This window comes from Methylosinus sp. R-45379, from assembly GCF_001644125.1.
Lineage (GTDB): Bacteria > Pseudomonadota > Alphaproteobacteria > Rhizobiales > Beijerinckiaceae > Methylosinus.
Genome location: NZ_LUUM01000248.1, coordinates 18,792 through 34,287, shown reverse-complemented (window position 1 = coordinate 34,287; position 15,496 = coordinate 18,792). Strand labels below are relative to the sequence as shown.

Below are 15,496 nucleotides of genomic sequence, written 5' to 3'. Positions count from 1 at the left end.
GGCCAGCTTAACGGCATTTTAGAGGCGTGTGAGGCTCCGGGCCAGCCGAAATCGTCGCGAGAGCGTTTCCAGCCGAAGTGGGCGCCGGTTCGGCGTTGGAAACGCGTCAAAACAAAAATCCGAGAGCTTCATTGAAATACAGAAAGCCTCTCGGGGCTATCCGGCGGCAGGCGTCGGCCGCGCGGCGCCAGTGCGAAAGCTCTCCAGCAGCAGCAGGACGACGCCGAGAAAAATCGCCGCGTCGGCGACATTGAACACGTAATTGGCCAGCGGCCCCACCGGCAGGGAGGTGTGGAAGAAGAAGAAATCCGCCACCGCGCCGCGCGTCAGCCGATCCGCGACATTGCCGAGCGCCCCGCCCACCACCAGGCCGAGCGCCGCCGCGGTGAGCCGCCGCGGCGCCCGCCATAGCCAGTAGCCGAGGCAGCCGACGATCGACAATTGAAAGGCGACGAGCAGCGCCCGCGTCGGCTCTGTCTGCGAGGAGAGCAGCGAATAGGAGACGCCGAAATTCCACGACAGCACGAGATCGAGAAAGGAAGTGAGCCGGATCGGTTGGCGCAGGCCGATGTCGAAGACATGCAGCATCCAGAATTTATGCGCCTGATCCAGCGCCAGAGCGAGAACCACCGCCACGAGGCCGAAGGCGCGAGGGGCGGAGAACCAGGGGCGATAGACCAAGGCGCTTCCTCTCATTTCGACGAAATGGTCACGCCCGAGGCGGCGATGAAGGGATAGACGCAATCGCCGAAATTCACGACCTCTTTCGAGACGGCGTGAATATCTTGCAGCAATTGTTGGAAATTCCCGCTCACCATGGTCTCGCTCGAGGCGTGCCGCACCTCGCCGTCCTCGATATAGAACGAGTTTTTGGCGATTCCAGAAAAATCCAGATTGTCATTGGGCGCGCCGCCCGAGAAGCGGGAGAACAGAATGCCGCGCTTCACCCCGGCGATCATATCGGCGAGGCTCGTCTCTCCCGGCCGCACGCGGCTGTTGCGCACGCCCGCCGTCTGCGGCAGACCGAGCTTGCGCGAGAAGAAATAGCCGATGAGGAAATCCTTCAGCACGCCATCCTCGATGATCGGCAGATCGCGCGTCGGCACGCCGAATTCGTCGAAATCCGAGCCGTCCACGAAATCCGCGGAGCGCGGGGCGTTGTCGAGCGAGAACAAAGGGCTGGCGATACGCTCGCCGCGCTTGTCCTTGAACGGCGAGGAGCCGGCGAGCAGGGCGGGGCCGGAGAGCGCGCCCGCGATGGAGGGCAGCAGCCCGGTGAGGCAATGCGGCGTGACGATCACATCGCCGACGAATTTTCCCGTGACCGGCCGGCGCTCCAGCGAGCGCTCGCATTCCGCCATCAGCCGCCCGACGCCGGCGGCGTCATAGAGCGAGGCGAAGGGCGTGAAGGACCTTCCCCCCGCCGCGTTGAAAGATGTGGTGAGCGTCCCGTCCTTGGCCATGAACATGGCGCGAAAGCCGTGACCACCGCGCCGCTCGCGCTGGCGCAGGCCGCCCGAATTGGCGAATTCGGTCTCATGGTCGGTGAAAGTGTAGAGGCAGTCGCGCAGCCGCAGCAGCGGATGGCGCGAGGGCAGGCTCGCCAGAAACTCATCGACCTGCGCGCGCATGGCGGCGCGGTCCGGCTCCGAAGGGCCGTGATCGCCGGGCGGCAGCGAGGGCGCCGCGGCGATGTCGTTCGCGGGATCGGCGACGCCCGCTTCGGCCGCCGTGGCCGCGGCGGCGATCGCAGCCTCGACCTCCTCCGGCCGGCGGCCGTTGAGCGTCGCGCCGCCGCGCTTGCCGTCGCGGAACACGGTGATCATCGTCGTCTCATTCTCGGTGGAGCGCACGAGATCGACGCTGCGATGATCGAATTCGATCTCGAAATAGCGCGTGCGGCTGCTCAGCGCCTGCGCGGCTGTGGCGCCGGCCGCTTTCGCTCGCGCGAGAATCTGGTCGAGAAAATCATCCGTCGGCGCGCTCATCCGCGTCCTCCCAGAGTGACGCGGCATTTGATCGACGGGCCGCCCATGCCGACGGCGATCACCTGCTTCTTGCCGCACCAGCCGCCGCCCGCCGACCAGTGGAAATCATCGCCGACATGGGTGACGCTCTTCAGCATGTCGAAGGCGACGCCGGAGATGGTGGTGTCGCGAATGGCGCGGCCGAGCTTGCCGTCGCGAATCTCATAGCCGCAATTGACGCCGAACATGAATTCGCTCGTCGCGTCCGCCTGGCCATTGGTCGAGCGCTTCAGATAATAGCCGCGCTCGATCGCGCCGATCATGTCGGAGAGCTTGTCGTTTCCCTTGGCGATGCAGGTATTGCGCATGCGCACCAGCGGCTCGTCCTGAAAGGAGAAAGCGCGCGCGTTGCCGGCGGGCTCCGCGCCCAGCATTTGCGCGGTGCGCTTATTGTGCAGAAAGTTTTTCAGCACGCCATTCTCGATGATGGCGACGTCGCGGCACGGCGTGCCTTCGTCATCGACATGAATGGCGAAGGAGGATTTGCCGTCCGGCCCGCGTCCGCCATAATCGCCGAGCGTGATCTTCTCGCTCGCCACCAGCTCGCCGAGATGGTCGCCGGCGACCGAGCCCGCGAGCACGAGATCGGCCTCGCAAGTATGGCCGATCGCCTCATGGGCGAGAATGCCGGCGAGCGCGGAATCGAGCACGACGTCGTGATCGCCGGCCTCGCATTGGCCGCCCTCGGCCTTGCGCCGCAAATTCTCGTGCAGATCCTCGAGCCAGGGCGCGAGCGTCGCCTCGTCGAAGGATTGATCCTCTATCTCGCCGAAGCCGCCGAGAATGTCATAGAGCTCGACGATTCCGTCATTGGCGGCGACGCTCATGGAGACGACGAGCGCCGCGCGCGGCACGAAGGAATAGGTCGCCGCGCCGTCGCTATTGGCGAGAATCTTCTCGCTCGCATGGCTGGACAGCGAAATATCGACATTGACGAGGCCCGGATAGCGGGCGCGGATCGCCTCGTCGAGCCGCCGCACGATATCGACGCGCTGCTCGGCCGAGAGCGGCGCGCGCGTGCTGCGATAATCATAGCTTCCGCTTCCGGCCGCGGTGGAGAGCGCGCCGCTCGCGGCGTGGCCGCCGGCGAATTCGGCATTGTCCTTGGCGGTGGCGATAACGGCGGAGAGGCTGGCCTCGTCATCGGCGGGCGCGGCGGCGAAGCCGAAGGCGCCGTTGCGATAGAGCCGAGCGGAGACGCCGCTGTCGCGCGAGCGTCCATTGGCGAGCAGCACGCCTTTGCGCATCATGATGCGGGAGGAATGATTGGCGTGCCAGCGTAATTCCCCATAGGCGGGCAATTGCGCCGCGCGCGCGACGAGCCGGTCGAGCATGTTCGCGGCCTTTCGGGTGAAATGAGCTTCTGGCGGCAATATAGCGGAACGAGGCCGCGAGTGGAATGACGGCCTATCGGCCGCGGTCTCGGACCATCATTTGCGAATAGCGGCGCCCCGTCAATATTCCCATTCGACGCCGACGCCCAAAGACGATTTGCCGTCGACCTTGGTTTCGCCCTTCACGCGGACATTCTTGGTGACGTCCACGCCGACGCTGACGGCGGTCTGCTCCGGCTTGGCGCCCGTGCGCACGCCCACGCTGATATTGTCGGAGATATAGCGCGAGGCGCCGACCGTCGGCCCGCTGGACCCGCCGGCCTCGAGATCGAGCGAGTCGACGCCGAGCGCCTTGCGCATTTTCTCGAAAGCGTCGACGCCGGTTCCGGCGCCGGAGAATTGCGCGAGAGCCGTGGCGAGCTGCACCGCCTGAAAGGCCGACAGCGAGCCCGACGCCTTGGCGAAGAGCAGGCGCGAGAGCACCTCGTCCTGCGGCAGCTCCGGCGAGGAGGAGAAGGAGAAATTCGGCAGCGAGGCGGGGCCGGAGACGCCGATCTTGGCGGTCACGTCGCTGGCCGTCGTCTCGGCGGTGAAATCGAGCTGCGGAACGAGGCCGCCCGCGAAGCTCAATTTTCCGCGCGTGAGATCGATGCGCTGGGTCAGCAATTGCAGCTTGCCGCGGCGCAGATCGAAAGCCCCATTGACGGCGGGCTTTTGGATCGTGCCATTCAGCTTCAGCTCGCCGCCGAATTCTGCGTCTATGCCGCGTCCGCGCACGAAGATGCGATTGGGCGCGGCGAGCGCGAGATCGATCGTCGCGTCGAAGGGCGAATGCTTGGCGGCGCGCGCTTTCTCCTTGGCCTCCAGCGCCAGCATCTCTTTGGCGAAAGCGCGCGGCGAAATATGCACCGCGCCGCGCGGCGCCTGAAAGGAGGCGGGCAGGCGATCGGGAACATTCACCTCCATCGTCGTCAGCGTCACGCGGCCGGAGACCTTCGGCGAACGGGCGAGCGGGCCGCCTATGTCGAGATCGAGATCGGCGGTGGCGGAGACGAGATCGCTGCTGACGAGCTGCGCATTCTTGGCCTTGATGCGAATGGCGCCGGGCATGCCAGCCTGCGGCTCGACGGCGATATTGCCGGTCGCGGCGATCTGCCCGCCATTTTTGGTCAGCGCCGTCAGGCGCGTGATGGCGATCTCGCGTCCGTGGCCGTCGAGCTTGGCGTCTATGTGATCGAGATAGACGCCGTTCAGCGGATCGGCGAAGGAGCCGTTCGCGAGCGTCACGCCGCCTTCGATCGCCGGCGCGGCGAGCGAGCCGGCGATGCGCAGATCGACATTGGCCTTGCCGCGCAGGCTCTGGCCATTGACGGAGAGCGCCGTGTCGGCGAGCTTGGCGTCCGCCTCGCCCTTCACTCGCAAATCCAGCGCGCCGGCGGCGTCGATCGGCGCCGAGCCCGTGATGGCGAAGCGCCCACCGGCGCCGAGCGCGATATTCGCGTCGAGGCTCGTGCGCGCGCCGGCGAGTCCGCCACGCGCATCTATGTCCAGCGGCGGCAGGCCATTGCTGCGCAATTGCGGGGCGGAGAGCTTGGCGATCTTGATCTTCCAATCGCCGCTCGGCGCTTTCTTGTCGCCGGTGATGCGCGCCTCGGCGTCCAACGCGCCCTCGAGCGCGAGGCTGGCGTCGGCGATGGACGCGATGGAGAGCGGCACGCTCCGCGCTCGCGCGGTGAGATCGAGCCGCTCGCCGATGGTTCCGTCTATGTCGAGCCGGCCTGCGCCGACAGCGAGGGCGACGCCTTTCAGCTCCACCGCGCCGCCGCCGAGGGTGACGCTCGCCGGAGCGGCGAGGGCGATGCGCTTGCCGGCGCGTTGCGCCGAGAGCAACTGAATGTCGAGCCGCGTCTTTTCGCCCGGCGTCAGCGCGGCGCGGCTCGCAATGGCGAAGCCTTCCGCATCCACGGTCAGGTCGAGCTCCGTGGCGGCGCCGGCGGGCGTGGCGGTGAGGCGGGCTTTGGAAATGGTCTTGCCGCCGACATGGAGCGCGTCCACGGCGATGTTTCCGTCGAGCGCCGGTCGGCGCAGCAGATCATGGCCGGAGAGTTTCGCGCTGAGCTTCTCGATCGCGGCGTCGGCGGCGCGGATGCGCGTACCCTGCGCGTCGATCGATATGTTCTGCGCGCCTCGAGCGGCGTCGAGGATGATGTCGGCCTTCAGCGCGCCGGAGAGCTTGCGCAGAGCGAGCGCCGAGAGATCGTCGAGATCGGGCGCGACCAGAGAGAGCCGCCCGCTGGCGAGGCTTTGCGCATCGAGCGTGAGCGCGCCGTGGAGCGCCGCGCGGCCGACGGAAAGATCGAGATTGTCGATCGTCCATCCGGCGTCCTTGCGCGCGTTCAGCTTGCCGCGCGCGGGGCTGCCGTCTATGGCGCCGTCCAGCGTCGCGGTCGCGGCGAGCGCGCCGGTGAGATCGCGCGCGGCGCCATGCAGCGCGAGCTTTTGAATCGCATGGCCGTCGAGATGCGCGCCTTCCAGCAGCGCCTCGAAATCGGCGTTGGGCTTGTCGGCGGAGCCGGTCGCCTTCACCGAGATTTCTGCGCGGCCGGAGAGGCGCGGATCGGCGGGTTTCAGATCGGCGATCGTGACCTTCGCGCCGACGTCGAGCGCTTCGCGCATCGCGGCGCCGTCGATCTTCGCGGAAACATGTTCGCCGCGCAGCGAAAGGCCTTCGAAGCGCAGCCCGCCGCCGGGAAGCGACGCGACGGCGCCGCCGAGCGCGAGACGTTTGCCGAGCAGCTTCTCGAGCGCAGGCGCGGAGAGCGCCGGGGCGGCGAGCGTTCCGCTCAGAATCGCGCTGATGCGCTCATCCTTTGGAACGCCCTTCAGCGCAATGGCGAGATCGAGCGGGCGCAACGCATCTTCGGCGCTCGCGCGGCTGCGGATGGCGATATCGCCCTCGAGCGCGCCATCGTCGCGCAGAGTGGCGGCGCCGGCGAGCTGCGTTACGCCGTCGAGCAGCGGAACTGCGGCCGGCGGCAGCAGCGGGGCGAGGCGGACGCCCATGTCGAAATCGAGCCGCCGCGCCGCATCCTTGTGAATGATGCGCGCCGCGCCTTCGGCGCCGATCTTCTCTCCAGCCTTGGCGGCGAGATGCGCGGCGAAATCGTCGAGCGTTCCTTCGCCGGTCAGCGAAATATCGACGGGCGGCAGGCCGGGCAGAGCGGCGAGGCGGGCGATGGCCCCGCCCTCCGGCTCCTGCGCCGTAAGGGCGAGCGTGATCTTTTGGCCGCCCGCCGCGACATCGGCTTTCGCCGTAATGGCGCCCGGCGCGTCGAGCCGGCGAATGTCGAGCGAAACATGCGCGCCTTTGTCGAGCGCCGCCTCGCCGGTCGCGGTGAATTTCGCCGCGGTTCCGAGAACGGGCGCGCCGAGCGACAGTGTTTCCAGCGCCAATCGGCCGAGGCGTATGCGCACAGGCAGATCGGGGAGCGAGAAGCCGCCGCCGCTCTTTTGCGTCGTCGCCGCAGCGCGCGAGGGCGCCGGGAGGCGGGCGATATCGATCGCGCCAATGGCGAGCTTCTCTATATCGAGGCGCAGCGAGAAGAGCGCGGAAGGCGACCAGTCCAGGGTGATCTGGTCGATCTTCAGATAGGGGCCGTCCCTATCGGCGATGGAGATATCGCGCAGCAGCGGATGCGCCGACAGCGGGTCCTCGAAGGCGCCTATGTCGATCTTCATATCGGGCGAGGAGGCGGCGCGCGAGACGAGATCGGCGAGGAAGCTCTTGCCCTCGCGCGTCTGTATCCGCAGCGTGAGCGTTCCAGCGACGGCGAGCAGCAGCAGCGCGCCGAAGGCATAGGCGAGAATGCGGCGAAAGCCCATCAGAACGACTCCCCGACGCCGATGAAGATCGCGAATTTATTCTCGCCGGGACGCCGTCCGAGCGGCGTCGCCACATCGAGGCGCACCGGGCCTATCCCTGTGTAATAGCGCAGGCCTATGCCGACGGAGGAGCGCATGGACGATTGGAAGTCGGGGAATGGCGACGAAAAGGCGGAGCCTATGTCGTAAAAGGGAACCACGCCGATATCGCGCGTCACCTTTATGCGCGCCTCGGCCGAGCCTTCGAGCAGGCTGCGTCCGCCGACCGGAAAGCCGAGTCCGGCGTCCGGGCTCAGCGAGCGATAGCGATAGCCGCGCACCGAGCCGCCGCCGCCAGCGAAGAAGCGATGGCTCGCCGGAATATTCTCTATGCTCGCGCCGACGATGGAGCCCGCCGCCATGCGGCCGGCGAGCACATACCAGCCATCCTCGTCCAGCGATTTGTAGCCGGTGATCTGCGTCTTCGATTGCACCATGCCGACGCTGTCGCCGAAGGCCTTCACATAAGGCGTGACATTGGCGATGGCGCGAAAGCCGTTGGTCGGCGCGAGGAGATCGTCGGTTCCGTCGTAATTGGCCGAGAGCGGAAAGCCGAGCAGCGAATAATCATGCGGGCCGAAAGCGTCGAACGTATGCCCGCGCTCGAATTCGAGCCCCGCCTGCACGGACGCCGTGTCGCTGAAGCGATGGCGGATCGCCGCCGTGGCGTTTCCGAACGCTGCCCCGTAATAGTCGGTCCTCTCGCGCACGAAGCTCATATCGAGCAGCAGATCGTTGCGCGAGCCGAACAGAGCAGGTTTCACGAAGCTCGCCTTGGCGCGGCCGATGACGTCTCTCAGGCGGATCGAGGAGAGGCCCTTGTAGCTCGCCGCGCCGCCGAAGGGGGCGAGGCCGCCTTCGACATCGAAGCGCAGCCGCTCGGCGCCGCCGAAGAGATTGCGATCGGTCCAATAGGCGCGCAGGCCCGGCCCATCGACATTGGAGAAGAAGGCGTCCGCGCCCACCGCATGTGGCTTGCGCTCGCTGGTCTGCACGAGGATCGGCAGATTGCCATTGGCGTCGAGCTTGTCGCCATCCTCCGCCTTCACCGAGCCGACGGCCTCGAGGCGGCCGATGGATCTGCGCAGCTCGGCGAGCTTCTTCGGACTATAGGTCTCGCCCTGCTCGAGATAGATGTAGGAACGAATGACGTCCGGATCTATGCCCGGCGAGCCGCTGGTCCTCACTTCGCCTATGCCGGCGCGCGGGCCGGGATCGATCGTCACGACGACATCCATCGCCTTTTCGGGGTGGATGATCGTCGGCTTCGCGGTCGCCACTTTGGCGAGCGGATAGGAATTGGCGCGCAGCGCGTCGACCCAGGCGGTCTGCATGGATTGCAGGGCGGCGGCGCGCGCCGGCTCGTCCTTGTTGCGCTCCAGCGATTTTTTGGAGAGCAGCGCTTCGTCGAGCGGCTTGCCGCTGCGGGCGTCGAGAAGCGCGACATTGCGCAAATGGAACAGCGGGCCGGGGACGATCTCTATGCGGATGGGCGCCAGCGCCTGGCCGCGCAGCCGCTCGGCTGCGGCGGCGGCGACATCGGCGCCATGGCCGTCCGGCCGCACCGGGACGCCGGCGACTGTCGCCTTAATTTCCGCGTCATAATAGCCGCTCGCCCATAGCGCCTCGGCGAGGCGCGGAAAATCGGCGACCACGCGCCGCGCGAGGCCGGCGCCGGTCGGCGGCGCCTGCAGCCGCAGCCGCCATGTGTTGGAGGCGTCCTGAAGATTGCGCGCGAGGCCCTCCGCCTCGTCGAGGCCGCCGAATTCCAGAGTGTAGGGCAGCGCGTCGCGGCTCGGCTCCGGCGTCTCCTCGGCGGCGCCGAAGAGGCCGAAAAAATCGAATGCGCGGGCGGAGGAGGCGGCTTCCAGGCCGCCGAACGCCAAGAGCGCCGTCACGCCCAGAAAACGCTTCACGTATTTCACTTCGCCAACGACCCGAACCGAGGATTGCCGCACCATAAGCGCAGCCTTGCAAGCGGTCCATCGCGTTAAGCTTAACAGCGCAACCTATGGTTAAGTAAGCCTTACCTCCCGCCGACGCGCGTCGCTATCGGGTTCACATATTGCGTATGCTACGCCGTCATGGCCGGGCTTGTCCCGGCCATCCACGCCAAGCCACTGAGAAACCGAATGAAAGCGTCCGCTATCGACGGATTTGATCTCGCGATTGGCGCCACCGTAGCTTCGGTGCCACACCAAATTTCTAAGACGCCTCGGCGTCCGGGCGTGGATGGCCGGGACAAGCCCGGCCATGACGTCGCGGGGGCGAGGGCGACGCGCGCCGGCGGGGCTCTGGTCGCGTCGGCGGCGGGGGGCGGGTTCAGAATTTGAAGCCGACCTTGGCCAGCACGGTGCGCGGCGCGCCCGGGTAATAAATGCCGTTGGCCGACGTCTGCTGATAATAGCCGCTGCTGATCTGGCCGATATAGGCGGTGTCGAACATATTCATGCAGGTGACGCTGGCGGTGATCGTTCCCCAGTCGATCTTGTGCTCGTATTTCACGGTGAGATCGAATGTGGAATAGCCGGCGAGCGGCTGATAGCCGGATGTGTCGCCCGCGCGCGAGCCGACGATATGCAGGATCGGCGTGATGGTGAATTCCTCTATGCGCAGATCGCCGCCGATCGTCGAGATGAAATAGGGCACGTCCGGCAATTGCTTGCCCTTCACCCGCGTCGACCAATAATTGGCCGCGGAGGCGCCGGGCAGCAGCGGCAGGTCTTCGACGAATTCGGCGCGCTGATAGCCGAGCGAAGCGAAGAGAGAGACGCTCTCGAGCGGGGAATAATGGACGACGGCCTGCGCGCCGTAATTCTGGCTCTCGCCGACATTGGCGCCATATTGCGTGCCTATGCCGGGATCGTAAGAGACGAGCTTATTGTGGTTACGCGAGTAATAGACGGTCGGCTCCACATAGCCCGAGCCATAGGCGCCGTCGAAGGACCAGCGCAGGCCGAGATCGAGCTGCGTCGAGGTCTCCGGCTTCATCGAATGCCAGAATTGATCGGCGGTGATTCCCTTGGCGAGGAAGGTCGCCGAATTCTGCTGGAACACCGGCCAGGCGTCATAGCCCGGTCCGCCATAGCCGCCGCCGCCGCTGAATTTCAGCAATAGATCGTCGGTCAGCCGATAGGTGAGCGCGCCGAAGGGCAGAAAAGTGCCGATGGTGAAGGGCTTGACGCTGCGATTGGCGATGACGCCGGAGGAGAGCGCCAGCGCCGTGTCATAGGGCACATCGCCTATGCCGGTCGAATTATAGGCGTCTATGCCCGCCATGCGTTCCCAAATATAGCGCGCGCCCGCCTCCACATGCAGCGGACCGAAGTCGCGGCTCGCGATTCCATAGGCGGAATCGAACACATGCGGCGCGGTCTGCTTGCCGAGGATCGCCCAGCTCGGATTGATGAGGCCGCCGCCCGCATTGGGGGCGAAGACTTCCCAGGCCGTCGGCGGTCCGGGGGGATTTTGCACGCCATGCCAGAAGCCGAGCTTGGCGTCCGTATCCAGCACGCGCGTCTGCAATTCGCTCACCACGCCCCACATGTCGTGGTCGATGATCCATTTGCGGATGCGGCCATTGGCCTGACCGTCGAGATAATAGCCGTCCTCGCGGAAATAATAGGGCTTGAAGACGAAGCGCGTCGTCTTGTCGACCTCTATCGCGATATCGCCGAATGCGGTCCAAGAGTCGAAATGCTGGAGATTATAGCCGTAGTAATTGATCTGGCTGGCCGTCGTCGGGCCTGGATAGGCGGCGAAATCATAGCGGCGGAAGGCGCCGAGATTGCTCGCCTGCTGATAATTCAGTCCCTGATAGCTGTGCTGGTCGAAGCTGCTCTTGGCGACGAAGAATTTCGCCTCCAGCCCATCGACGGGCTTGGTGTCTATGCCGACCGCGAAGCCGGATTTGCCCTGCGGGTCCTTGCCGGAGCCGCGCCATTTGTCGGCGTCGGTGAAGGAGCCGGAGACAAAGAGCTTGGTCGTGCCGTTCAAAATCTCGCCCGAGTCGATGCGGGCGAAAGTGCGCAGAAAGGAGAAGGATCCGACGCTTTGCGAAATCTCGCCGCCGAATTTCTCCGCCGGCCAGCGCAGGCGGCTGTCGAAGCTGCCGCCGACGGTGAAATAGGAGGTCACATCGGAGGGCATTGGACCCTGCCGCAGCACGATCTTGCTCAGATTCTCATTGTCGATGAGCCAAGTGACGCCGGGGCCGGGATTGATGCCGGAGAGCGGCAGTCCCTCCACCGTGCCGATGCTGTTGCCGTGCTGGCTGACCTCGCCGCGAATGCGCAGGCCTTTGTTGCCGCCGGGAAGATTGGCGAGGCCGTAGGGATCGATGGCCGGCGCATCGACGGAGGGCAGCCAGGAGATGCCGCGGATCGGGTTGGAGCCGCCGCCGCCGCTGGCGAGATCGAGCCCGCGCGCATCCGCGGCATAGGCGGTCGAGCTATCGGAGGCCGAGCCGAGAATGGAGCTCTCGGGCTTTTTCTTCGGCGCGGCGGGCGCCGGGCCGATCGAGATTTCCGGCAGCGGGGTGAAGCTCTGCGCGCCGGCGCCATGGGCGGCGCCGAGCAGCGCGGCCAAGGACGCGCCGCCGAGAAGAAGGGAGGAGCCGCGTCTCTTGCGCGCGAACATCGTCATTGCTGTCAGCCTTTCACCGCCCTCGGCCGACGCGCCGCTCGCCCGCCGCTCGATTCGTGATGTAACGCAATTACGTAAATAGGCGTGAGCGTGGCGGCAAGTCTATTATATCGGCAAAGCGATGCATATGACGCCATCTATCGCGATATAGAATATATGTATTTCCTTCGCTATCGAGATTTCCGCGACAGCGCGGCGTCGGCCGTTTCTCCCGTCGCCGCCTCCCACATGCCCTCGCCGATGCGGCGCAAGGGCAGGACGGCGCGGCCGGCCGCGAGCTGCGGTCGCAGCCGGCCATGTGTGTCGATCCAATCGTCGGGCGCGGGCGCCTCGGCGTCCGTCTCCAGCGAGACGAGGAAAATGCCGAGCGCTCTCAGCTCTCGCGCCTGCACGGCGCGGTCGAGCCGGCGCAGCCCGCCGAATTCGAGCCAGCGCCCGGACCATCCGCGCGCCGTCAGTCCCACCGCCGCCGCCGCGCCGATGAGGCCGCGGCCCCCACGCAGGGCGGCGACGCGCAGACCTTCGATCAAAGGTGGCAGCTCCTCGGGGCGAATCTCGCGCCGGCTGGCGGCGCGGCCGAAGTCGATGAGCGCTTCCGCCTCTGCGCCGGCCACGACGATTCCCGGCGCGCTGGAGGGCGCCGCATTGGCTTCCACATAGGCGGCGGCCTGGGCGAGCAGAAAATCCGCCGCATCGGCGCGCTCGCTCTCGACGACGAGGCAGGAGGCCTTGTTATTGGTCGTCGCCGTCACGCCGGAAAACAGAATATGGCCGACCGAGCCGATGAAGCGCGTCTCGCTCGCGAGCGTGTCGCCGAATTCGCGCGCCAGCCGCGCCGTGCTGGCCGCCCAGCCGGCGCCGTCTGTGTCGTCTATGCCGATGAGGAGGCGCATCAGTCGGCGACCTCGGCGTCGCGCGGGCGCTTGCCTATGGCGATGAGGCGGCCGTCTTTCTCCTCCACCGGCGCGACGGCGCGCCCACCCCAGAGCCGCGGCGACAGCCAGCCGCCCGTATGAATCAGCGCCTCTGGATCGAGCGCGCGCGCATATTTGTCGATCGCGGCCGCTTCTATGCCGGCCTCGGCCAGCGCCGCCACAGAGATCGGATCGGGCAGGCGGCGCAGCCTTCCATATTCCAGAAAGCGGCCGCACCAGCCATAGGCGGAGAGGCCGACGGCGGCCAGCGCGCCGATGATTCCGTCATTGGTTCCGCCGAGGCCGAGCAGCTCGACGCCGGCGCGGGCGGCCACCGCTCTCGCATGATCCTGCGTCTCGATCTCATGCGTGCAGGAGAGGCCGAATGCGATGATCTCGGAAAGATCGTCGGTCTCCCGCGCGATGCAGAGGCCAGGGTCGGAGCCGTCGCTGGCCAGCTCGGCGATATGGGCGATGGCGCGGGCGGTGAGGGAAGGGATCAGCGCCTCGTCCTCTATCTCCACCACGGCGCAGGCCGGGCTGTTGTGCGAGGTGAAGGGAATGCGCGGATCGACGAGCAATTGATGGCGCAGCGCGCCCCAGAGCCGCGCGCCTTCCGGGAGCTTGCGCTCGAACATGCGCACCAGCCGCCCGGTGCCGATCTTCGCTCCGGCGACGTCGGTGTCGTCGAAGCCCATATAGAGCTTCATCCTTCGGCCCTTCCATTCCGCCCGGCGATGGGCGCGAGCCGCCGCGCGCCGAAAGGATCGTCGAACACCGCCACCTCGACGCCATAGAGGCGCGAGATGCGCTCCGCCGTCACCACCGCCTGCGGCGCGCCATCGGCCTCTATGCGGCCCTCGTTCAATATGGCGATGCGCGTCGCCAGCTGCATCGCATGTTCGGGATGATGTGTGCTGACCAGCACGCCATGGCCGTCGGCGGTAAGATCGGACAAATGCCGCATCAGCCGCAGCTGATAGCCATAGTCGAGCCCCGTCGCCGGCTCGTCCATCACCAAAAGGCGCGCGCCTTGCGCCAGCGCGCGGGCGATGAGCGTGAGCTGCCGCTCGCCGCCGGAAATCTCCGTATAGGGCCGGTCGATCAGCCGCTCCATGCCGAGCCGGGCGATGACGCTTTCGACGATCTCGCGATCCTCGGCGCGGGGCGCGCGCAACAGACCCGTCTCCGGCAGGCGGCCGAGCGTGACCACCTCGCGCACCGTATAGGGAAAAGGCGTGACATGTCCCTGCGGCACATAGGCGACGCGCTTGGCGATCTCGCGTCGCGAAAAGGAAGCGAGCGGGAGGCCGTCGAGCCGAACCTCGCCGCTGCTCGCAGTGAGAAAGCCGAGCAGCAGGCGGAACAATGTGCTCTTGCCCGCGCCATTGGCGCCGAGCAAAGCGACGATCTCCCCGGTCCCGAAGCCGAGCGTCGCGCCCTCGAGCACGCGCCGCTTGCCGCGCGAAAAATGCAGATCGACGCCGCGCAGCTGCGCGGTCGCAGACGGCGCTCTCACGATGCGGCCTCTCGGCGATGCGGGAGAGGGGACAGGCGTCGCGCCTCTTCGAGACGGCGCGCGCGCCTATCGCTGGCGCCCCCTCTCCCGCGCTGCGGGCGAGCGTCGAGGAGGGGGGGCTCCACCGCCCTCCGCCTCACGCCCAGGCCCTCCGCGCCCGGCCGAGCACGAGGATGAAAGCCGGTATGCCGAGCAATTCGGTGACGACGCCGATCGGTATCTCAGCGCGGGTGATGTTGCGGGCCACGCAATCGGCGGCGATGAGAAAGGTCGCGCCCAGCAGCGCGCTCGCCGGCAGCAGCCGGCTGTTGGTCGGCCCTATGGCGAGCCGCGCCACATGCGGCACGACCAGCCCGACCCAGCCGATCATGCCGGCGAGCGAGACGGACAGCGAGGAGACCAGAGTCGCCGCGATGATGACGCCATAGCGCGTCGCATGCACCGGCACGCCGAGCGAGCGCGCCTCGTCATCGCCCATAGAGAGCGCATCCAGCGCGCGGCCCGCCGCCGCCAGAGCGCCGACGCCGGCGAGGATGGGCAGAGCGGCGCCGCGCAATTGCTTCAGATCGACGGCGCCGAGGCTCCCCATCATCCAATAGACGATCGCGGGCAGCTGATCGTAAGGATCGGCGGCATATTTGACGAGCGACAGCGCCGAGGTGAACAGCGCGCCGGAGATCATGCCGCCGAGCACGAGAGTCACCATGGAGGCGGCGCCGAAGAGATTGGCGACGATGACGCCGACGCCGACGGCGACCAACCCCATGGCGAAAGCGGAGAGCTGAATGGTGAGAAAATCGCCGGAGAGCAGAATGCCGAGCGCCGCGCCGAAGCCGGCGCCGCCCAGCACGCCGAGAATGCCCGGCGAGACCAGCGGATTGCGGAACACCGCCTGGAAGGACGCGCCCGAGGCCGAGAGCGCGGCGCCGATGAGCCCCGCCGCCAGCACGCGCGGCAGGCGAATCTCGACGATGAGATTATGCAGGAGATCGAAGCGCTCCGGGGGAAGCTCGACGAGCCCCAGAACGGCGCCGAGATAGGCGAAAATATCCGCTGGCGCGAGCGGATAGCGTCCGACCGAGAGAGCCAGAACAATGACCGTCAGCAGGAGGAAGGGCAGAAGGGCGAGGCGCATCG

General features: G+C 66.8%; 10 protein-coding genes. All 10 read right to left on the bottom strand.

Going from position 1 to position 15,496, the window contains the following annotated elements:
• Positions 1–156: 156 nt before the first annotated feature.
• The gene (lspA, locus tag A1351_RS11805; protein WP_024878280.1) at positions 157–681 is read right to left on the bottom strand and encodes a signal peptidase II; all 525 of its coding nucleotides are present in this window, start codon (positions 679–681) and stop codon (positions 157–159) included.
• 11 nt (positions 682–692) lie between these two features.
• Positions 693–1,988, bottom strand: a complete 1,296-nt coding sequence (locus tag A1351_RS11800) for a TldD/PmbA family protein (protein WP_024878281.1) — start codon at positions 1,986–1,988, stop codon at positions 693–695.
• Positions 1,985–3,361, bottom strand: a complete 1,377-nt coding sequence (locus tag A1351_RS11795; protein WP_024878282.1) for a TldD/PmbA family protein — start codon at positions 3,359–3,361, stop codon at positions 1,985–1,987. The genes A1351_RS11800 and A1351_RS11795 overlap by 4 nt, the downstream gene beginning before the upstream one ends.
• 120 nt (positions 3,362–3,481) lie before the next feature.
• A complete protein-coding gene (locus A1351_RS11790) occupies positions 3,482–7,243 on the bottom strand; it encodes a translocation/assembly module TamB domain-containing protein (RefSeq protein ID WP_024878283.1) in 3,762 nt (1,253 codons plus the stop codon).
• Positions 7,243–9,198, bottom strand: a complete 1,956-nt coding sequence (locus tag A1351_RS11785) for an autotransporter assembly complex family protein (RefSeq protein WP_064033058.1) — start codon at positions 9,196–9,198, stop codon at positions 7,243–7,245. Before A1351_RS11785 ends, A1351_RS11790 begins: the two co-directional genes overlap by 1 nt.
• Positions 9,199–9,604: 406 nt before the next feature.
• Positions 9,605–11,926 (bottom strand): TonB-dependent receptor, encoded by a 2,322-nt coding sequence (locus A1351_RS11775; protein ID WP_064033048.1) that lies wholly within the window; start codon positions 11,924–11,926, stop codon positions 9,605–9,607.
• Positions 11,927–12,096: 170 nt separating this feature from the next.
• Positions 12,097–12,819, bottom strand: a complete 723-nt coding sequence (locus A1351_RS11770; protein WP_064033047.1) for a hypothetical protein — start codon at positions 12,817–12,819, stop codon at positions 12,097–12,099.
• Positions 12,819–13,550 carry a hypothetical protein gene (locus tag A1351_RS11765; protein ID WP_064033046.1) on the bottom strand — a complete coding sequence of 244 codons (732 nt, stop codon included), beginning with the start codon at positions 13,548–13,550 and terminating at the stop codon, positions 12,819–12,821. The genes A1351_RS11770 and A1351_RS11765 overlap by 1 nt, the downstream gene beginning before the upstream one ends.
• Positions 13,547–14,359 (bottom strand): ABC transporter ATP-binding protein, encoded by an 813-nt coding sequence (locus A1351_RS11760; protein ID WP_064033045.1) that lies wholly within the window; start codon positions 14,357–14,359, stop codon positions 13,547–13,549. The genes A1351_RS11765 and A1351_RS11760 overlap by 4 nt, the downstream gene beginning before the upstream one ends.
• Before the next feature lie 136 nt (positions 14,360–14,495).
• Positions 14,496–15,494 (bottom strand): iron ABC transporter permease, encoded by a 999-nt coding sequence (locus A1351_RS11755; protein WP_024878289.1) that lies wholly within the window; start codon positions 15,492–15,494, stop codon positions 14,496–14,498.
• Between the last annotated feature and the right edge of the window lie 2 nt (positions 15,495–15,496).

What these genes read in the sequence shown, in the direction of transcription:
- A1351_RS11755 (WP_024878289.1), bottom strand. Translation starts at nt 15,494, where the DNA reads ATGCGCCTCGCCCTTCTGCCCTTCCTCCTGCTGACGGTCATTGTTCTG.
- A1351_RS11775 (WP_064033048.1), bottom strand. Translation starts at nt 11,926, where the DNA reads ATGACGATGTTCGCGCGCAAGAGACGCGGCTCCTCCCTTCTTCTCGGC.
- A1351_RS11765 (WP_064033046.1), bottom strand. Translation starts at nt 13,550, where the DNA reads ATGAAGCTCTATATGGGCTTCGACGACACCGACGTCGCCGGAGCGAAG.
- A1351_RS11795 (WP_024878282.1), bottom strand. Translation starts at nt 3,361, where the DNA reads ATGCTCGACCGGCTCGTCGCGCGCGCGGCGCAATTGCCCGCCTATGGG.
- A1351_RS11800 (WP_024878281.1), bottom strand. Translation starts at nt 1,988, where the DNA reads ATGAGCGCGCCGACGGATGATTTTCTCGACCAGATTCTCGCGCGAGCG.
- A1351_RS11790 (WP_024878283.1), bottom strand. Translation starts at nt 7,243, where the DNA reads ATGGGCTTTCGCCGCATTCTCGCCTATGCCTTCGGCGCGCTGCTGCTG.
- A1351_RS11770 (WP_064033047.1), bottom strand. Translation starts at nt 12,819, where the DNA reads ATGCGCCTCCTCATCGGCATAGACGACACAGACGGCGCCGGCTGGGCG.